Source organism: Saccharopolyspora sp. NPDC045941 (assembly GCF_056431445.1).
In genome coordinates this window covers 11,911-31,506 of record NZ_JBWKKU010000058.1, presented here as the reverse complement: position 1 = coordinate 31,506, position 19,596 = coordinate 11,911, and the positions used below count along the sequence as shown (strand labels likewise).

Annotated in this window: 13 protein-coding genes; 6 read left to right on the top strand and 7 right to left on the bottom strand. The window is 71.3% G+C overall.

Annotated features, from left to right (window positions below; translation table 11 throughout):
* Positions 1-9: 9 nt before the first annotated feature.
* From AC07FN_RS34510 to AC07FN_RS34495, 4 genes are all read left to right on the top strand, one after another.
* Positions 10-780, top strand: a complete 771-nt coding sequence (locus AC07FN_RS34510) for an SDR family oxidoreductase (protein ID WP_478399403.1) — start codon at positions 10-12, stop codon at positions 778-780.
* Between the two features lie 25 nt (positions 781-805).
* Positions 806-2,440 carry a thiamine pyrophosphate-binding protein gene (locus AC07FN_RS34505; protein ID WP_478399402.1) on the top strand — a complete coding sequence of 545 codons (1,635 nt, stop codon included), beginning with the start codon at positions 806-808 and terminating at the stop codon, positions 2,438-2,440.
* Positions 2,441-2,452: 12 nt separating this feature from the next.
* The gene (locus AC07FN_RS34500; RefSeq protein WP_478399401.1) at positions 2,453-2,983 is read left to right on the top strand and encodes a dienelactone hydrolase family protein; all 531 of its coding nucleotides are present in this window, start codon (positions 2,453-2,455) and stop codon (positions 2,981-2,983) included.
* Between the two features lie 136 nt (positions 2,984-3,119).
* Complete coding sequence (locus AC07FN_RS34495; protein WP_478399400.1) at positions 3,120-4,502, top strand: MFS transporter; 1,383 nt, start codon at positions 3,120-3,122, stop codon at positions 4,500-4,502.
* 234 nt (positions 4,503-4,736) lie between these two features.
* Here AC07FN_RS34495 and AC07FN_RS34490 read toward each other — a convergent pair whose 3' ends face one another.
* Both AC07FN_RS34490 and AC07FN_RS34485 read right to left on the bottom strand, forming a co-directional pair.
* Positions 4,737-6,716, bottom strand: coding sequence for a hydantoinase B/oxoprolinase family protein (locus tag AC07FN_RS34490; RefSeq protein ID WP_478399399.1), 1,980 nt, complete (start codon positions 6,714-6,716; stop codon positions 4,737-4,739).
* 3 nt (positions 6,717-6,719) lie between these two features.
* Complete coding sequence (locus AC07FN_RS34485; RefSeq protein ID WP_478399398.1) at positions 6,720-8,756, bottom strand: hydantoinase/oxoprolinase family protein; 2,037 nt, start codon at positions 8,754-8,756, stop codon at positions 6,720-6,722.
* A gap of 167 nt (positions 8,757-8,923) precedes the next feature.
* Between AC07FN_RS34485 and AC07FN_RS34480 the strand changes: the two genes are divergently transcribed.
* Positions 8,924-10,507, top strand: a complete 1,584-nt coding sequence (locus tag AC07FN_RS34480; protein WP_478399397.1) for a helix-turn-helix domain-containing protein — start codon at positions 8,924-8,926, stop codon at positions 10,505-10,507.
* 71 nt (positions 10,508-10,578) lie between these two features.
* Here the strand turns inward: AC07FN_RS34480 and AC07FN_RS34475 are convergent, their stop codons facing one another.
* The 4 genes from AC07FN_RS34475 to AC07FN_RS34460 are packed head-to-tail and all read right to left on the bottom strand — an operon-like array spanning position 10,579 to position 14,485.
* Entirely contained in the window at positions 10,579-11,310 is a 732-nt protein-coding gene (locus tag AC07FN_RS34475) for an amino acid ABC transporter ATP-binding protein (RefSeq protein WP_478399396.1), read from the bottom strand.
* Complete coding sequence (locus AC07FN_RS34470) at positions 11,310-12,791, bottom strand: ABC transporter substrate-binding protein/permease (RefSeq protein WP_478399395.1); 1,482 nt, start codon at positions 12,789-12,791, stop codon at positions 11,310-11,312. Before AC07FN_RS34470 ends, AC07FN_RS34475 begins: the two co-directional genes overlap by 1 nt.
* The gene (hutG, locus tag AC07FN_RS34465; RefSeq protein ID WP_478399394.1) at positions 12,792-13,745 is read right to left on the bottom strand and encodes a formimidoylglutamase; all 954 of its coding nucleotides are present in this window, start codon (positions 13,743-13,745) and stop codon (positions 12,792-12,794) included. It lies immediately after the preceding gene.
* The gene (locus tag AC07FN_RS34460) at positions 13,742-14,485 is read right to left on the bottom strand and encodes an IclR family transcriptional regulator (protein WP_478399393.1); all 744 of its coding nucleotides are present in this window, start codon (positions 14,483-14,485) and stop codon (positions 13,742-13,744) included. Before AC07FN_RS34460 ends, hutG begins: the two co-directional genes overlap by 4 nt.
* Positions 14,486-14,711: 226 nt before the next feature.
* Here AC07FN_RS34460 and AC07FN_RS34455 point away from each other — a divergent pair, with 226 nt between their 5' ends.
* Positions 14,712-18,257 (top strand): AAA family ATPase, encoded by a 3,546-nt coding sequence (locus AC07FN_RS34455; protein ID WP_478399392.1) that lies wholly within the window; start codon positions 14,712-14,714, stop codon positions 18,255-18,257.
* 166 nt (positions 18,258-18,423) lie between these two features.
* On the opposite strand, the gene aztD is transcribed toward AC07FN_RS34455, so the two are convergent.
* Positions 18,424-19,578 carry a zinc metallochaperone AztD gene (gene aztD, locus AC07FN_RS34450; protein ID WP_478399433.1) on the bottom strand — a complete coding sequence of 385 codons (1,155 nt, stop codon included), beginning with the start codon at positions 19,576-19,578 and terminating at the stop codon, positions 18,424-18,426.
* Positions 19,579-19,596: the final 18 nt, after the last annotated feature.

Genomic DNA, 19,596 nt, shown 5'->3' with positions numbered 1-19,596 from the left:
GAGGAAACGATGGATCTTGGGTTGACCGGCCGCACCGTGGTGGTGACCGGCGCGAGTTCCGGCGTCGGCCTGGCCACCACCAAGATGCTGCTCGCGGAGGGGGCCAACGTCGCCGCTTGCGCACGCGACGCGGACCGGCTGAAGGCCGCGCTGGACGGGCTGCCGGTGCACATCGGCGCCTGCGACGTCCTGGACGAATCGGCCGTGCAGGAGTTCGTCGCGCGGACTGCCGAGGTTTTCGGCGGGATCGACGGCGTGGTCAACAACGCCGGGCGTTCCCTGATGGCGCGGCTGTCCGAAACCGCCGACCGGCAGTGGCGCGACGAGCTGGAGCTGAAGATCTTCAGCGTCCTGCACGTGATCCGGGCCGCGCAGCCGTGGCTGCGCGCGTCCGACGCCGCATCGGTGGTCAACATCAACGCGATCCTGGCGCGGCAGCCCGAAGCGCGCCTGGCGGCCACCTCGGCGGCGCGGGCCGCGCTGCTCAACCTCACCAAGACGCTCGCCGGTGAGCTCGCCGCCGACGGGATCCGGGTCAACTCGGTGTGCCTCGGCCTGATCGACACGGGGCAGTGGCGCCGCCGCTACGAGCAGTCCGGCTCCGCATCGGGCTTCGCCGCGTGGAGCGCGGAACTGGCCGCCGACCGCGGCATCCCGCTGGGGCGGCTGGGCACCGCCGACGAGGTCGCCTTCCCGATCGCGTCGCTGCTCTCCCCGCGCGCCTCCTACATCACCGGCTCCGCCGTCGACGTCGGCGGCGGCATCGCCCGCTACCTCTGAGCCATACCTGAAAGGTAGGACTGTCATGCCCAGTACCAACGGCGGCGATCTGCTCGTCCAGGTCATGCGCGACAACGGCGTCGACACCGCCTTCGGCGTGGTCAGCGTGCACAACCTGCCCCTGGTGGCGGCGGTGAGCCGGGAACTGCGCTTCGTCCCGGTGCGCCACGAAGCGGCGGCGGTCAACGCCGCCGACGGCTACGCCCGGGCGACCGGCGGCCTCGGGGTGGCGATCACCAGCACCGGCACCGGCGCGGGCAACGCGGCCGGCGCGATGGTCGAGGCGCTGACCGCCGGAAGCCGGGTGCTGCACGTGACCGGCCAGATCGACTCGCCGTTCCTCGGGCAGGGCCGCGGCGTCATCCACGAGACCAAGGACCAGGCCGCGATGCTCGCCGCCGTGTCCAAGCAGGCCGCCACGGTGACCTCGTCCGATGCGGCGGAATCCGTGCTCCGCCAAGCGGTTCGCAGTGCCTTGTCGCTCCCTTGTGGACCATCGAGCGTGGAATGGCCGATCGACCTCCAGTACGCCGAGCAGCGTCCCCGGCCCGCTCCGGCGGAACAGGGCGAGGCCGCGCCGCCGGTCGATCCGGGGGCGGTGCGCCGCTGCGCCGAGATCATCCGGAGCGCCGAGCGGCCGATCCTGTGGGTCGGCGGCGGAGGCACCGGCGCCGGCGAGCGCGTTCGCGAGCTGGCGGAGCTGCTCGGGGCAGGAGTGCTGACCAGCAATTCCGGCCGCGGCAGCGTGCCGGAGGACCACGAGCTGGTGATCGGCAACTTCGCCGCCAACCCCGAGGCCGGGCCGCTGCTCGCCGAGGCCGACCTGCTGATCTCCATCGGAACGCACTTCCGCTCCAACGAAACCAGGCACTACGCGCTGGAACTGCCCCGCAACCACGTGCAGATCGACGTCGACCCGGCGGCGATCGGCCGCGTCCACCCGGCCGGGGCCGGCTTGACCGGCGCCGCGGAGCAGGTGCTCCCGCAGCTGCTCACCGAGCTGACCGGTGCGGTGGGCGCCGGGCCCGGCTGGCGCGAGAAGGTCACCGGTACCCGCGAGCGGGTGCGCGCGCACCTGCGCGCGGCGATCGGCAAGTACGGGCTGATCTGCGATGCGATGCGGCAGGAGCTGCCCGCCGAGTCGGTGATCGCGCGGGACGTGACGATCCCGTCCAGCCAGTGGGGCAACAGGCTGCTGGAGATCTACCGGCCGAACACCAACGTCTTCCCGGTCGGCGGCGGCATCGGGCAGGGCTTGGCCACCGGCATCGGCGCGGCGATCGGCGCGCCGCAGGCGCCGACCGTGGTGTTCGCCGGGGACGGCGGCCTCGCGGTGCACCTCGGCGAGCTCGCCACGCTGGCCCAGGAGCGGCCGTGGCTGGTGCTGGTGGTGTTCAACGACGGCGGCTACGGCGTGCTGCGCAACATGCAGGACAGGCACGCGGGCCGGCGCTCCGGCGTCGACCTGTTCACGCCGAACTTCGGGGGCCTGGCCGACGCGCTGGACCTGCCGTACGCGCTGGTCAACAGGGCGGAATCGTTCGCCGAGGCGTTCGCCAAGGCGGTGGCGGAGCACCGCCCGTTCCTGCTCGAGGTCGACGTCACCGCGCTCGAACCGACGCCGTCGCCGTTCGTTCCTCCGGTCCACGTGCCCAGCTGAACAGGATCCGAGATGCCTGCCGAACCGGCCAGCCACGACCACCACCACGCGCACGGGCCCGCTAACCGGGGCCGCCGGGTGCTGCGCACCGCAGCACCGCTGTTCGTGCGGTTCCCGCGAACCCGGCCGCGCACGGCCGTGGTCGTGCTGCACGACGCCTACGGGCTGACCGAGCCGATCGAGCACTGCTGCCGGGCGCTGGCCCGCAGCGGGCACGTCGCGGTCGCCCCCTACCTGTACTACGAGACCGGCGGCAAGGAATTCCGCCCGAAGAACGAGGAAACCGCGCGGGCCGCGATGTCGCTGCTGGCGGCCGACGACCTCGCCGCGGACATCGCCGGGGCCCTCGACCACCTGGCCTCCCGGCTCGGCATCCCCGCCCGCGCGACCGGCGTGCTCGGGGTGGGGGAGACCGGCCCGCTCGCGACCCGGGCCGCCGCCGAACACGACCTGGCCGCGGCGGTCGAGTGCGATCCGCTCGACGAGTCCCCGGCCGCCGACCCCGCCCGGGCGATCCGGCTCCTCGACGCCCGGCTGCCCTGACCACATCGGCCCCACCGGTCGCCTCCCGACCCAGGGAGGCGCGAAACGCGAGTCCACCGCGCTCGCCGAACCTCCCGGCAACTACCGTTCCATGCCACGCCCTCGTGGCATGCGTGTCCCAACGAAGGAGGGACGCATGAGCATCACGGCCCCCGACCACACCGTCCAGCAGGACGTCGCCGCCCGCCTGGAGCGGCTGCCGATGTCGCGCTGGCACGTCAGCGTGCGGCTGATCATCGGCGTCGTCACGTTCTTCGAGGCGTTCGACCAACTGCTCATCGCCTTCTCGCTGCCCGAGATCTCCCGCGAGTGGGGCCTGTCCACGGCAGGCGCCACCGCGACCCTGACCATCGGCTCGATCGGCATGCTGCTCGGGGCGCTGGCCTCCGGCTGGCTCGCCGACCGCATCGGCCGGGTCCGGGTGATCACGCTGTGCCTGGTGATCACCGCGCTCGGCAACCTGGGCATGGCGCTGAGCCCGGCGCTGCTGCCGTTCCTGGTCCTGCGGTTCATCCAGGGACTGGCCATCGGCGGCGAGGTGCCCACCGCGGCGTCCTACATCGCCGAGCTCAGCCGGGCCAAGCGCCGCGGCCGGTTCGTGCTGATGTACGAGGTGGTTTTCCCGGCCGGGCTGACCGTCGGCGCGCTGGCGTCGGCGTGGATCGTGCCGAACTGGGGCTGGCGCACGCTGTTCCTGATCGCCGCGATCCCCGGCGTCGCCGCGTTCTTCCTGCAGCGCAGGGTGCCCGAGTCGCCTCGCTGGCTGGCGGCCCGCGGCAGGTCCGCCGAGGCGCAGGAGGTGGTGGCGCGGATCGAGGAGAACGTCCGCCGCTCCACCGGGCGGGACCTGCCGCCGCCCGCGCCGGCTCCCGCGGTCGCCGGCGCGGAATCCGCGCGCACCGGCGCGCTGCGCGACCTGTTCACCGGTCGCTACCGGCGCCGCACCCTGGTGGTCTGGACGGTCTGGTTCGTCGGCTACCTGGCCAACTACGGGCTCACCTCGTGGCTGCCGACGCTCTACAAGCAGGTGTTCGGCCTGCCGACCGACGTCTCGCTCTGGTACAGCACCCTGGCGTCGGTGGCCGGGCTGGCCGGCTGCGTGCTGGCGGCGCTGACCATCGACCGGCTCGGCCGGCGGATGGTGCTGAGCATCGGGCTCGGCGGCACCACGGTGGCGATGGGCGTGCTGGCGGTGCTCGGCGCGAGCTCCGCAGGGCAGCTGGCGGTGTTCTCCGCGTTCGCGGCGATGTTCAGCTTCGCGGCCAACATCAGCCTCTACCTCTACACACCGGAGCTCTACCCGACCCGCAGCCGGGCGCTCGGTTGCAGCCTGGGCGGCGTCCTCAACCGGCTGGGCATCATCACCGGCCCGATCCTGGTCGCCCTGGTCTACGCGGGCGGTACGGGTCTGTCGACGGTGTTCCTGATGATCGGCGGCATCACCCTCGTCGGCACGCTCGTCACCGCGGTCTTCGCCGAGGAGACGAAGGGGCGCACGCTCGAAGAGCTTTCGCCGTGACGACGCCGACCGGCCGGTGGTAGGTCGTTCCAAGGCCGATCCGGCGGGTGGTTCGCGAACGGCCCTGCCGCGCTCGCGGGGCAGGGCCGTTCACACCGATCGCGCGCAATCCGAACAGGGTCAGGACTCGGGATCCCCGACTTGTGTATGACCAAATGGATACCGCCAGCACAACCGCGCCCGGACCGTCCTTTGTGGAGCACCGTTCCGGGGCTGCTGCGCTCTGCGTGTCGGTCAGGTCCAGTGGTCCGCGGTGCGCTTCTGGAGCAGTTCGCGGTACTGGCGGGTCGTGTTCTCGTGGAGCTCGCCCGTGCCCCAGTCGACGATCACGCCGTGGCGCCTGATCGAATCCAGCATGTCGATCTCGCCTGCGCGGTATCGGCGGGCGACGTCGTGCGGATCCTCCGCCAGCCAGCCCCGGCGTCGTGCCGCGATGTCGCGGCGGAGCTCGGCCGTCGCTGCGGCGTCCACTTCGTACTGGTCGAGCTCAGGGTCTAACGGGATGATCACTACGCCGTAGTCCTTGGCCGCGCGTTCGACGGTGACGTAGCCGTCGATCACGTCCTCCACCACCAGCGCCGGGTCCCTGGTCAGCGGGTCGCCGTAGCCGCCACCACCGGCCGACGGGCGGGTGAAGGAGTCGCCGGGTTCGATCGCGACGTTCGAGAACGTCGCGCCAAGGAAGCGCTCCTCGGCGGTTCCCCGGTTCAGCCAGACCCCGTGCGGCAGCGAGGGCAGGCCGCCGGCGATGCCCCAGGTGACCGATCGGGCCCGGTCGCAGCAGTAGGACATCACGGTGCTCTCGCAGTCGGTGAGCACTCCGCCCTTCTCCAGACCGCAGCCGCCGCGGTGGCGTCCGGGTCCGCCGGAGTCGGCGACGATGGTGTGCTCGGTGGTCAGCACGGGCGACAGCCGTTCCTGGCCCTCGACCGGTTGAACGGCCAGCCCCGGGCCGAAAACCGGTGCGGTGGCGCCCGATCCGTCCTTGCTGGCCCGGCCGCCCCAGCCGCCAGCCATCCAGTCGTACCACATGAAGTAGGGGCGGTCCCCGGTGCGGCCGTCCCTACCGCCGACCAGCAGGTATTCGAGGTTGAAGGCGCATGCCATGGCGCGGTCGGGCATCACCTGCGACCAGATCTCGAACAACGCGCTCATCAGCTTCTCGTAGGGGCCGGAGCAGAACCCGGTGACCGCGGTCGGCCAGGCGGCGTTGACCACCGTGCCCTCCGGGCCGAGCTCGGCGTGCACCACGCGGTACAGCCCGGAGTTCAGCGGCACGTCCGGGAAGAACGTCTTGGTCCCGGCGTACAGGGCGGAATGTGTTGTGCCGTAACCGGAATTGAGGAAGGTGGACACGGCCGGCGCGCTGCCGGACAGGTCGTAGTGGATGCCTTCGTCGTCGATCCGCATCTTCACCGACACCGGGATCAGCCCCTCGGGCTTGCTGGGATCGGCGTCGAGGTAGTCGACGGTCTCCCATTCCCCGTGGGGGAGTTCGGCCAGCTTGTGGCGGACGATCCGTTCGACGTAGTCCTGGACGCCGCCTATGGCCGCGACCACGGCGTCCTTGCCGTAGCGGTCGACCAGCCGGAGGATCTCGCGTTCGCAGACCGCCGTGGCCTCGGCCTGCGCGTTCAGGTCTCCCATGCAGCTGTACGGCGACCGGGTGTTGGAGACCAGCAGCTGTGCCACGTCCCGAAGCTGCCGGCCCCGGTGCCACACCCGGACCGGGGTGATGCGGAGGCCTTCGCTGAAGTGCTCCTTGGCGTTGACGTCGAAGGAACCGGGGACGTTGCCGCCGATGTCGGCCCAATGCCCCTTGTTCTGGGCGAACCCGATGATCTGCGAGCCGACGAAGATCGGCCGGATGAAGCTGACGTCGTTGAAGTGCGTGCCACCGCGGTAGGGGTCGTTCACAGCGAACACGTCGCCCGGGTTGATGTCGTCGCCGAACTCCGCCAGCACCGCCTTGCACTGGAAGTGCAGCGTGCCCACGTGCACCGCGATGTCCGCGCTGCCCTGCATCACCGTGTTGCCGTCCGCGTCGCACAACGCCGAGGAGAAGTCGCGCGCGTAGATCACGAACGAGTAGCAGGTGCGCATGATCTGCTCGCTCATCAGGTCGACGGCGGTGACGAAGGCGTTCTTCAGTACCTCGAAGGTCACCGGGTCGAGGCCGGCCGGGGTCGACCGCTCGCGTTCGGGGTTCGTCATCGGTCAGGCCTCCGTCAGGTGGATGCGGATGTTCAGCCATTCGTCGATCTCGGCGCGCGAGTCCGGCGGCACGATCGTGGTGGCGTCCAGCTGCTCGATGACCGCGGGGCCGTCGAGCCGGCACCCGGCGGGCAGCGCCGCCCGGTCGTGGACCGGCGTGTCGACCCACCCCGGGCCGTCGAAGAAGACCTTGCGGTTCTGCCGCGCGGCGGGCGCCGCACCGGGCGCCACCTCGTACGGGGCGACGACGGGCTTGGGCGTGACGCCGATGGCGGTCAATCCCAGCTGGTAGATCTGCACCGGGGTCTCGTCCCGGCGGAACGAGTACTCCCGCTCGTGCTGCTCGTGAAACAGCTCGATCGCCTCGCTCAGCGAACCGGGGCCGCTGCCGCACTTGACGGTCAAGGACCGCCATTGGCCGAGGTAGCGCATGGAGACGGTGCGTTGCATCAGCGCGTTCTCGGCGCGGACGCCCTCGTGCTGCAGGCGGGCCAAGGCTTCGGCCTCCAGACCGGCGAAGGCGTTCTCGAACTCCTCGACGTCGGCCTGGTCGCCGACGGCGTCGAACATCGCGGACAGGTCGTGGCGGATGTCGACCAACAGGCAGCCGAGCGCGGAGGTCACTCCCGGGTTCGGCGGCACGACCACGGTCGGGATGTTGAGCTCGCGCGCCACCTCGGCGCCGTGCAGCGCTCCCGCCCCGCCGAAGGCGATCAGCGCGAAGTCCCGCGGGTCGTAGCCGCGTCGGACCGAGATCAGCCGGACCGCGTCGGCCATGTTGGCGTTGGCCACCTGCAGGACGGCGCTCGCCGCGTCTTCGAGCGCGAGGCCGAGCGGCTGGGCCACCCGGTCGAGGATGGCCCGCTCGGCCGGTTCCGGCGACAGCAGCTTGGCGCCGCCGGCCAACGACGTGCCCAGTCGGTTGAGGACCAGGTTCGCGTCCGAATTGGTGGGTTCGGTGCCGCCGGCGCTGTAGCAGGCCGGGCCGGGGGAGGCACCCGCCGACTGCGGTCCGTTGCGCAGCGAGCCCGCCTCGTCGATGTGGGCGATGGACCCGCCGCCCGCGCCGATCGTGAGCACCTCGATGGACGGGAAGATGATCGGATACCCGTACTCGACCGACCACTCCTTGGTCACCCGCAGCTCGCCGCCGTGGACCATCGCGATGTCGGTGCTGGTGCCGCCCATGTCCAAGCCGATGGCGTTGGCGTAGCCGCACTGGGCGGCCACGTGCCGGGCGGCGATGGCGCCGGCGGCGATGCCGGAGGCCGCGAGCCGGACCGGGTAGCGCTCGACCATGCGCGGCGTCATGGACCCGCCGCCGGAGTGCAGCAGCAGGAGGTCGCCGCGGTACCCGCCAGCGGCCAGCTCCTTGGCCAGCCGGTTGACGTAGCCGCTGACCAGCGGTGCGAGCACGGTGTTCGCGACGGTGGTGTTGAACCGGTCGTGCTCGAAGATCTCCGGGAGGATCTCCGCGCTGGTGGAGACCGCGACCCCCGGGAGTTCCTCTTCGAGGATCTCGCGCATCCGGATCTCGTGCGCCGGGTTGGCGTAGGAGTTGACGAAGCACACGGCCACGGTTCGCGCACCCCGCTTGCGCAGCAGCACCGCGGTACGCCGCGCCGCCGCCTCGTCGAGCGGCGTCACGACGCGCCCGGCGTAGTCGATGCGTTCGGTGACCTCGAAGCGGTCCCGGCGGCGGATGTAGGGCGGGGCCACGTCGTGGTAGGCGTCCCACAGGTCGTCCTTGGTGCCGTCGCGGATCTCGATCACGTCGCGGAAACCGGTGGTGGTCACCATCGCCGCCGGCTGGAAGTTCCGGGTGATCAGCGCGTTGGTGGCGACGGTGGTGCCGTGCGAGAACAGCGACACCTCCGCGAGGTCGATGCCGCCGCGTTCGACGCCGTCGAGCACGGCGCGCATCGGATCGTCGGGGGTGGATGGGACCTTGGTGACTCGGATGCTCCGTGTGTCCTCGTCGAACACGCAAACGTCGGTGAACGTGCCACCGACGTCGACGGCCACACGCTGCTTCGCCATGCGGGTGCCTCCTAGGGAAGTGGTGCTGGTCGGTTCAGACCCGCCGCCGGCTGCGGTGCCAAGAAGGTTGCATCACGCTGTGCGCGCTGTCACTGTGAGAATCACAAACACCGCGCAGTTGATCTGTTCGGTCGGACAACTCACGCCTCCGGGTCGGAAGGGCACCGATGAACGTCGACAGCCGCGTCGAAGGGCCATCGTTGACCTTGCGGCACGTCGTTGATGAACCGAGCCTGCAGCTGACCGCTGTGGAACCGGGCGACCTTTCCGCGGTGGTCCGCTCCGCGCACTCGACCGACCTCGCCGACGCCGCGAGCAGGCTCCGCCCGCGCTCGATCATGCTCACCACGGGAGGGCAGTTCGCGGCCGCGCCGGACGACCCGGTCCCGCAGGAGCGGCTGATCGCCGACCTCGTCGCGGCCGACGCGGCCGCCCTGCTGTTCGGCACCGGCATCCACTTCGACGCGGTTCCGCGAGGGTTGCGCAACGCCGCCAGGGAGCGGAACTTCCCGCTGCTGAGCGTGGATTCGCAGATCCCGTTCGCCGCCATCGAGGACTTCGTCAACCGGGGCTCGCTGTCCGCGGAGGCCTACCTGCTGAAGCGGACGGTCTGGCTGCAGAAGGACCTGCTGCACGCGTTGTCGGCGTCCGACCCGGTGAGCGCGCTGGTGATCCGGCTCGGCGCGCTGTGCAAGGGGGCCGCGGTGCTGTACGAGGGCGCGGGGCGGATCGTGGCCTCCACCGGGCACGGCCCGCTGCGGCTGATGTGGGAGGAGATTGGCGCGCAGGGGCCGGGGCCGCAGCGCTTCGAGGTGGGGCAGTGGGTGGTCGCCACCCGTCCCTTCCGCGTGCGCGGCTCGGGTTTCCAGCTGGCGGTCGCATCGCGCAACGGGGCCCTGCTGGACGACATCAGCCCGGAACTGCTGGAAACCGCGGAGCGGGTGCTGGCGGCGGCCAACGCGTCGCGGTCGCTGGTGATCAGCCAGGAGCGGGCGGAGGCCGCGCGGTTGGTGTCGGCGCTGCGCGGTGGGGTGACCAGTTCCCGCGTGCGGGAGACGTGGGACCGGTTGCGCGTGTTCGGTTTCCGGGTCGGCGACGACCTCCGCGTGGTTGTCGCGAGCCCGGTCGGGGCCGAACGACCGGCGTCATCTGAGGCACTGCTGGAGGAGGCCCAGGTCGAGGACCTGGCGCTGATCCTGTCCGAGGACGGTGACGGCGACGACCGGGCGAGCGGGTCGTTGACCGCGGTCGTCGCGGAGAGCGACACCGCGGATGCCTGGTTCGAACTGCTCGCGCGGACCCGGGTGGTCGGGGTCAGTGGTCCGTTCCAGGACCTCACGGTCGCGCCCCGGTACGCGCAGGAGGCGGCCACCGCCTGGCACCTGGCGGGGCGTCGGCACGGTCGGGGGAGCGCGGCGACCATCGTCCGGCTCGACGAGGTCGATTTCGCCACCTGGTTGCTCACCCGCCGCGACGACACCCAGGTCGCCGACCGGCTCGACCGGCACTTCGGGGAGCTGATCAGATCGCCGGAGCTGGTCGAGACGGTGGTGCTCTACCTGGCCTGCGATCAGGATGTGAAGCGCACCGCCCAGTTGCTGTTCATCCACCCGAACACGGTTCGGTACCGCCTGCGCAAGGTCGAGCAGCTGGTCGGCGGCCGGATCGCGTCGGCGAAGGTCGTCGCGAACCTCTACCTCGCGTTCCAGGACGACATCCTCGCCCGGGTCAAGCCCGATCCGCTCGGCTGAGGATCGCGTGGCGCGGCAAGGGGTTCTCCCCGGACGCGCCTTGCGCAGGCGCGTCCGGGCGGCCGATCCGGTCAGAGCACCTTGTCGAGGAAGGTGCGGATGCGGGGATTCGCGTTGCCGTCCGAGAAGAAGTCCTCCGGCGGGAGGTCGGCGGCGATCTTCCCGCCGTCGACGAACACGACGCGGTCGGCGACCTTGCGGGCGAAGCCCATCTCATGGGTGACGACGACCATGGTCATGCCGTCGCGGGCGAGCTCGGACATGATGTCGAGAACGTCCTGGACGACCTCGGGGTCCAGCGCGGACGTCGGTTCGTCGAAGAGCATCAGCTTCGGGTCCATCGCGGCGGCGCGGACGATCGCGACGCGCTGCTTCTGCCCGCCGGACAACCTGTTCGGGTAAGCGTCCGCGCGTTCGAGCATGCCGACGCGCTGCAGCAGGCCGCGCGCCTTCGCCTCGGCCTCGGCCTTCGACCGCTTGAGCACGTTCACCTGGGGTAGCACGACGTTGCGCAGCACGGTCATGTTGGGGAACAGGTTGAAGTGCTGGAACACCATGCCCATCCGGGACCGCAGGCGGTCCAGGTCGACACCGCGCCCGGTCAGCTCGTCGCCGTCGAACCGCACGCTGCCGGAGGTCGGGGTCTCCAGCAGGTTGAGGCAGCGCAGGAAGGTGGACTTCCCGCCGCCGCTGGGGCCGATCACCGCGACCACCTCGCCGGGCTCGATCGTGAAGTCGACCCCGTCGAGCACCTTGACGTCGCCGTAGACCTTGGTCAGGTCGCGGACTTCCAGTAGTGCCATCAGATGTACACCGCCATCTTCTTCTCGATGGTGCTCGTCGCGAAACCGATGAGGTTGGTCATCAGGTAGTAGAGGAGGCCGATGAACAGGTAGACCGTCAGCGCGTCGAAGGTGCGGGAGATGATGGTCTGCCCCACGAGGAACAACTCGTGGATGGTCACGAAGGACACCAGCGCCGAGTTCTTCGTCATCGAGACGAACTCGTTGCCCAGCGGCGGGAGCATGCGCAGGAAGGCCTGCGGGATGATCACGTGGCGCATCGCCGAGGCGTGCGACATCCCGCACGACCGCGACGCTTCCAGCTGACCGCGGTCGACGGACTGCACGGCACCGCGGAAGATCTCGGTCACGTACGAGCCGCTGTAGAGCCCGAGCGCGATGATCCCGGCGGCCATGGGCGGGAGTTGCAGGCCGAGCTGGGGGAGTCCGAAGTAGATGAAGAACAGCTGCACCACGAACGGCGTCCCGCGGATGACCGAGACGTAGGCGTTGCCGAGCCACCGCAGCGGCGCGATCCGGCTGAGCTTGGCGAAACCGCCGATGGTGCCGAGCAGCAGGCTGAGCACCAGGGCACTCAGGATGACCTGGATGCTGACGAGGAAGCCCTGCCAGATCTGCCCCGCGGACTCGATGATGGTGGCCACGTTGAACAGGGGGTGCCCGCCCGGCTTGGCCGCCGTGGTCTCCGCGCCGAACCACTTCTCGGTGATCTGCGAGTAGGAGCCGTCGTCGTGCATCTGCTTGAGCGAGGTGTTGAACGCGTCCCGCAGGGCCGGATCGGCCTTCTGGAAGGCGTAGCCGTAGTTCTCCTCGGTCAGCCGGTCACCGATCTGCTTGAGGCCGCCCTGCTGGGCGATGAAGTACTTCCCGGCGGGCGCGCCGGTCACGACGGCGTCCGCCTGTCCCAGCCGCACCGACGAGAACATCTGCTCGTTGGTCTGCACCGTGATCAGCTCTGCGGCGGGCTGGTGCTGCTTGAGCCACTCGACGGACTTCGTGCCCACCTGGACGGCGACCCGCTTGCCCGCGAGGTCCCCGAGCGACGCGATGGAGCCGTCCTTCTCGTTCGCGAAGATCGCGAGGCCGCCGGGGTAGTAGATGTCGGAGAAGTCAACGGCTTTGGCGCGTTCGGTGCTGATGTAGATCGCCGAGGCGCCCACGTCGATCTGGTTCGCCTGCAGCGCGGGAACGATGTTGCCGAACGGCATCTGGACGAACTCGACGTTCTTGATGCCTGCCCGCGAGGCCAGCGCCCGGACCAGGTCGATGTCGAAACCGAGCTGGTTTCCCTGGGCGTCGGTGAACTCGAACGGCGGGAAGGTCGCGTCGGTGCCGACCCGGAGCGTGGCCTGCCCGGAACGCAGCGCGTCGAGCTTGGCGGTGGGCGGTTCTGCCGCGGACGCCGCGCTCGTGGGCACGAGCACGAGCAGGCAGGCGACGAGCGCGGTCGCGAGCCGCGCCCAGGTTCGCTGACGGGGCATTCAGTGTCCTTCCGGGACAGACCGGTCGGCGGCGCTCGTCACGATCGTGTGCACGAGGCGGGCCGCGATCCGAGCGGTGCGGTTGTCGATGTCGTGGGAGGGGTTCAGTTCGGTGATGTCGGCCAGGGCGAGCTTCGGGTCGCTGCCGACCAGCCGGCACACCTCGATGACGACACCGGCGGGTACGCCGAGGGTCGAAGGAGCGCTGACTCCCGGCGCCTGTGCGGCGGGGAGCACGTCGAGATCGATCGACAGGTACAGCGCGTCGACGTCCGCGATGAAGGCCCGGACGAATTCGAGGACGTCCTCGATGTGCCGTTCCTGGCAGTCGAGGTCCTGGCGGTGGCGGACGCCGAGCTCGGTCGCGGTGGCGAACAGCGCGGCGGTGTTGCTGGGCTGGCTGATTCCGAGCACCGCGTAGGTGAATTCGGCGCCGCGCCCGGTTTCTGCCACGGCGATCTGCCGGAACGGGGTGCCGGACGACGCGCGATCGGCCTCCCGCAGGTCGAAGTGCGCATCGAGGTTGAGCACGCCCAGCCGCCGGCCGTCCAGCAGGCCGCTGCGGGCGAGCCCGAGGTAGGAGCCGTAGGCGGTCTCGTGCCCGCCGCCGAGCACGACCGGGAGGTTTCCGCCGCGGAGCTGTTCTGCGACCGCCTCGGCGAGGTCGTCCTGCGCCGCTTCGAGGGCGTCACCGGCGACCGCGACGTCGCCGGCGTCGTGCACGACGACCTCCGGCTGGATCGCAAAACTCCCCAGGGCCGCGCGGATCGCGCCCGGGCCCGCCTGCGCCCCTGGGCGACCGCCGTTGCGGCGGACGCCGATGTCGCAGGGAAAACCGATCAGCGAAACGCCGGTGACGCCGGGTGATTCGTCGATCGCGTTGTGCCACCTGCGATGTTCCGGCCCAGGGCCGTCGACGCGTCCGGTCCAATCGGCGGGAACGGATGTGCTCACGCGTACTCCTCCAGTCTGCTGATGTCCTGCGCTGCGGCGTGCGTGAGCGTGACGAGGGAGTCGTGCCGAGGCCGGACCCGGAAGTCCGGGGCCATCGTGCTGACCACGCCGACGAGGTTCTGCTTCCGGTCCAGCACGGGCACGCTCACGCCCCACACGCCCGGATCGACCTGCCCGACGCTCACCGCGAAGCCCTGGCCCCGGACGCGCCGCAGGTCGATCTCCAACTTGTGGATCTGCGGTGGGGTCAGCCCGTGCGCCGCGGCGGCGCGCGCGACCCGGTCCTCGGGCAGGTGCGCCAGCAGGGCCTGGGCGCTGGCGCCGAAGGTGAGCGGCTTGCTCAGCCCGGGGGAGAAGCTGCACCGGACGACGCGCGTCCCCTCGGCCGCTTCGACGCAGAGCACGTCGTTGTCGCGGGCGATGAGGAACGCGGCGAGCTCGTCGGTGTCGGCCGCCAGCCGCCGGAGGCGGCGCTTCACCCCGCCCTGGCTGAGCACCTCGCGCCGGTAGTTCTCGGCCATCTGCACCGTCAGCGACCCCGCGCAGTAGCGGCCGCGCGTGCGCGCCTGGTGCACCAGCCCGATTTCGACGAACGTCGTCAGGTGCCGGTACACGGCGCTCGACGGGATCCCGGTGCTGGCGGAGATCTCCTCCGCCGTCGCGCTCTCGCGTTCGGCGAGCACGGCAAGGATCCGCGCTGCTCGCGTACCGGCTTTCCGGTTGGTTTCCGGGCTTGTCACGGCGGGCACGCTACGTCGGCGGTGACCTGCTGCCCAGCAATTCTTCCCAGTGACTGGGAATGTTATTCCCAGTGCTCGGTCGTGTGCGGAGAGGAGCGGTCGCAGCGCCGGAACCGGACCGACGGCGACGCCTCGACTACTGGTGGTAGTCCGCTTCAGAGCGCGGGTGATCGGTGGTCTTCGCCTGGAATCGGGTGGCCGGCGGGCGGAAGTAAGGTGGCCGACCGTGGACCGACCCCTGCTGCCCGAGCACCTCCAGCTGCTGCTGTCCGACGAGCCCGTGCTGGACGTGTACTCCCACGGTCCGTGGCGGGTGCCGGACGGGCTGTACGAGGAGATCGGGGAGCGCGCGGTCGAGCTCAACCGCGACCCGGCCGCGGAGGCGCTGGCCGTGGAACTGCCGGAGTTCTTCGCCGAGGACACCACCGTCATCGGCGCCGAGCTGTGGTTCCTGCTGGAGTTCCTGGTCGGCACGGCGGCGGTGCGCGGCGGCAACGCCGCCGACCTGCAGCGGGAGACCATGGGCGGCTTCGCGGCCCAGCCCTGGCGGCCCAACCGCACCTGGTCCTGGAGCGCGAGCGCGTCGCGGTTCCGGCCGCCGGTGGAATGGCTGCTCGACGGTGCCGGTGACGACCCCGAGCTGCGGGAGCTGGCGTTCGGCGTCGCCCGCCGCTGCCTGGACGTGTTCGCCGGGATCGAACCGCTCGAACCGCGCCGCCAGGCGCTGATCGCGCTGCACGACATGCGCGCGGCGGACCCGGCGCTGGCCAAGCAGGACCTCGTCGCGCCGGTCGGGAGGCTGGCGGACCTGTGGGCGCAGCGCGCCGACGAGTCGATCCTGGCGGCGTTGCCCGAGCTCAGCGGCCCGGCCGGCTACCTGGACTGGGCGTGCTCGGGGTTCCTGGCCGCGCACCAGCGGTTGCTGGAGCGGTCCCCGGGCGTCGCGGGCGCCGGCCCGATCCCCGACATCGACTACTCGGTGGAGCACGAGATCGCGCTGGCCGGCCTGATGCTGCAGGCCGAGCTGGCGGAGGTGCCGGTCGAACTGGCGCTCACCACGGGCCACGCGATGTTCGAGGTCGTGCAGGCCATGTTCGTCCGGCTCAAGGAGAACTTCGACGGCGACAGCTGGCACAACCTCGTGCTGGCGTGGCTCGGGCGCGCGGTGCTGGCGGGCGAGGTGGACGTCTGCCGAGCCTGGCTGGACATGGCGATGCGGATCAGCGGCGTGGTGCAGGGCCTGCCGGACGGCATCGTGACGCCGAGCTGCTTCGTCCCGGTGCGGGACTTCCAGCGACAACTGCGGGTGCTGGCCCGGCCGCGCAGGGTGCTCAACCCGCTGGTGCCGAAGCTGGTCGGCGGCGAGGAACTGCACTCGGCGGCCGCGGATCCGGCGGCGGCCCTGGTGGGCCAGCCGGAGCTGGCCGCGGCGGTCCGCGCCGAGCTGGCGGATTTCCGGCACGGCCGCACCAGGGTGGTGCGGATGTTGTTGACCGGCCCGGAAAGCACGGGGCGGGGCACGGCGGCGGGAGTGCTGCGCGGCATGCTGCTCAAGGCGGGCGGCAACCGCACCGAGGCCTGGGTTTCCGAGGCCGAGTTCGCCAGCCTCGACGTCAGCAACGCCGTGGTGCACCTGCAGCAGAAGACGCAGGGCCTCGGCGCCCACGACGTGCTGGTGGTGAACGGCCTCGACCAGCTGGCGAGCCTGGAGAGGTCTGGGACCGCGCTGCTGGAGGAGTTGCGGCGGCTGGTGAAGCGGCTGCCGGAGCTGCACGTCATCGCGGTGTGCCGGGCCGGGGGAGACGACCGGGTGGGCGCGGTGAATCCGGCGCTGCTCCAGCAGTTCCGGGTCGCCAGGACCGCCGACTTCGCGCCGGAGGACCTCGCCGAGCTGTTCCGGCGCGCGGTGGCCCGGCGGGGCGCCACCGCCGGGGACGAGGCCGCGCGGTCGGCTGCCCGGCTGGCGGCGGTGGGGCCGCAGAACATGCGCGGCGCCCGGCTGATCGAGGACCTGGCGCGGCGCGGCGTCGACGCGGCCCGCGCCCGCAACAGCGGGGGACAGGTGGAGGTGCTCGGCCGCGACCTGCCGGAGCACTCGGCCGGCACCGACCTGGCGGACTGCGTCGGCCTGGACTCGGTCCGCCGCGAACTGGACCTGGTCCTCGCCGAGGTCCGGGCCGCGAAGTTGCGCCGGGAGGCCGGGATGCCGGGCGAGGTGCGCCCGCGGCACCTGGTGTTCACCGGTGCGCCGGGGACCGGGAAGACGACCGTGGCCGGGGTCCTGGGCCGGACCTGCGCGGATCTCGGCCTGCTGTCGGCCGGGCACCTGGTGGTGGTCGACTGCGCGGACCTAGCCGGGCGGCACGTGGCGGAGGCGGCCATCGGGGTGCAGCGCGCGCTCGACAGGGCCATGGGCGGCGTGCTGTGCATCGAGGACGCGGGCACGCTCGCCCGGCCGGGCATCGACGTCGACCGGGCCCGCAACCAGGGCGTGATCGACGCGCTGCTGGCGGGCCTGCAGTCGCGCTCGGCGGATCTGCTGGTGGTCCTGTGCGGGCCGGACGCCGCGGTGAACGGCCTGCTCAAGGCGACCCCGGAACTGGCGGCCTGCTTCCCGAAGGTGGTGCGCTTCCCGGACCTGACCGACGAGCAGGTCGTGGAGCTGTTCGAGCGCAAGGCCGCGGCGGCGGGCTTCGCGCTCGGCGACGGGGTGCCGGAGAAGGCCCGGGCAGTGGTCCGCACGGCCCGCCGCGACGCGGCGATGACCAACGGCCGCCTCGCGGTGAGCCTGCTGGAACGCGCGGTCTCGTTGCAGTCCAGGCGAATCCTCGCGGACGGCGTGGTGAGCGCGGACGAGTCGCTGCACCGGATCGAGGCCGTGGACGTGCCGGACACCCCGGTCGAACCGGTGCACGCGGACCTCCCGGCGGACCCGCTGGCGGCGATCGACGGCCTGATCGGGCTGGAGTCGGTGAAGCGCGAAGTGCGCTTGCTGGTCGCCGAAGCGGAAGCGGACCGGCTGCGCCGCGGCGCCGGGCTGCCGCTCGCGGCCCGCACCAGGCACCTGGTGTTCACCGGCAATCCGGGCACGGCGAAGACGACGGTGGCCAGGCTGGTCGCGGCGGTGTACGCGAAGCTCGGCCTGCTGTCCTCCGGCCACCTGGTGGAGGTTTCGCACGCGGACCTGATCGCCGAGTACATCGGCCAGACCGCGCCGAAGGTCCGCGCCGCGGTGGAGCGAGCGCGGGGCGGTGTCCTGTTCATCGACGAGGCGTACGCGCTGACGCCGCCGGACGGCAGGCACTCCTACGGCCCGGAGGCGATCGCGGAACTGCTGCGGCTGATGGAGGAGCACCGCGACGACCTGGTGGTGATCGCGGCCGGGTACGAGAGCCGGATGACGGAGTTCCTGCGCACCAACCCCGGCCTGGCCTCGCGCTTCCCCTCGGTGGTGCACTTCCCGGACTACGACGAGGCGGAGCTCGTCGAGATCTTCGAGAGCCTGGCGAGCACGGCGGGGTTCACCGTCCACGAAGGAGTCCGCGCGGAGGTCCGCCGGATCCTGCGGGCGACGAGCCGGGACGAGTCGTTCGGCAACGGCCGGGTCGTCCGGAACCTCCTGGACCGGGCGATCGCGTTGCAGGGCGAGCGGATCACGGCCTCCGAACGGCAGGACCCGGCGGAAGTCGGCCTCCTCCGCCCGGCGGACCTGTCCGGAGTCCACATCAACCACCTGGCAACCAGAACCGACCAGTTCGGCCAGTACCTCTGACGGCCTGCTGCGCCGCCATTCCTCCGGGTTCCGGACTGCGCCCGGTGGAGGAGGGGCGGTAAGAGCGGCTGCCCGCCCGGCGGCGGCCCGGCTCGTCGTGAGCCGTGGCCACCGCCGGGCGGGCTCGGCGGCGCAACGAGGCGTCGGAGATCGCGTCGGCCAGGTGTCAGGGGCGGACGCCGCTGAGTTCGTTCGGGGTGGCGGGCAGGTCGCCGGTGGCGAGGTTGTTCCCCGACGCCAGGTCGATCGCGTGGATCTTCTTCTGCGCCGGATCCGTGACGTAGGCCGTGCCGCCGCGGACGAAGATCGCGGGCCGCGGCTGCTGCCATTCCAGCGGCTCCTGCCACGGGTCCAGGACCGGAATCGCCCGCGTGACCTGGGCGGTCGCCGGGTCGATCTGGTGGATCCGGCCGTCGGTGCCCAGGACGAGGGCCTCGCCCTGCGGCCCCCTGGCGAGGGAGCGGAAGGTGTAGCTGGCGCCGATGTCGACCAGCCGCAGGGTTCCGGTGGTGGTGTCGATGAGCGAAACCTGCTGGGGGCGCTCCAGTTCGGCGTGCTCGTCCTTCTTGTAGTCGCCCAGCACGACCGGCGACGCGGCGGAGCCGGCCTGGTTGCCGATCCGGCCGTACTCGGTGGGGCTCGCGACCTTCGTGATGGTGCCGCCGCGGTAGATCAGCACACCGTTCTCGCAGCCGATCACGACGGCCTCGCCCTGCGCGGTCGCTTCGCCGTGCACGCCGGGGCAGTCCTCGCTGCGCGCGATCTCCTCGCGCGCAGCGTCGAGCACCGCGATGCCGACCCGATCCTCCTCGTTTCCGACCGTGACCACGAGCTCGTCGTTGGCCAGTTCGATCGCCACGCCGTGGTGCGGTTCGGGCGTCCGGTACACCTCGGTCGGCGGCATGCCGGAGCCGAGCGCTCCGGGATCGAAGACCGTGACTTCGCCGGTGCCGTCGGAGAAGAGCACGGTCTTGCCGGCGTGCGGCACGACGTGACCGGGCTTGGCGCCCTTGAACTCGACGTCGGTCAGGTTCGCGCCGGCCGCGTCGAGCACGCGGAAACCCGTCGCGGTGGAAACCAGGACGTGGCGGTCGTCGCCGGCCGGGTTGAGGCGGTTGAAGCCTGGCAGCGGCAGGTCCTTGACGACTTCCAAGGTCCTGCCGTCGAGGACGTAGACGCCACCGTCGTAGGTGACGGTGACCGGATCGGCCACCGCGTTCTCCCGGGACGGCGCCTGCGCGGTGCCGCAGGCGCCCAGCACGGCGGTGAGGGACAACGCGGCGGACGCCGCGGCGATCTTCTTGCGCGAACCGGTGTTCATCATCATTTCCCATTCCAC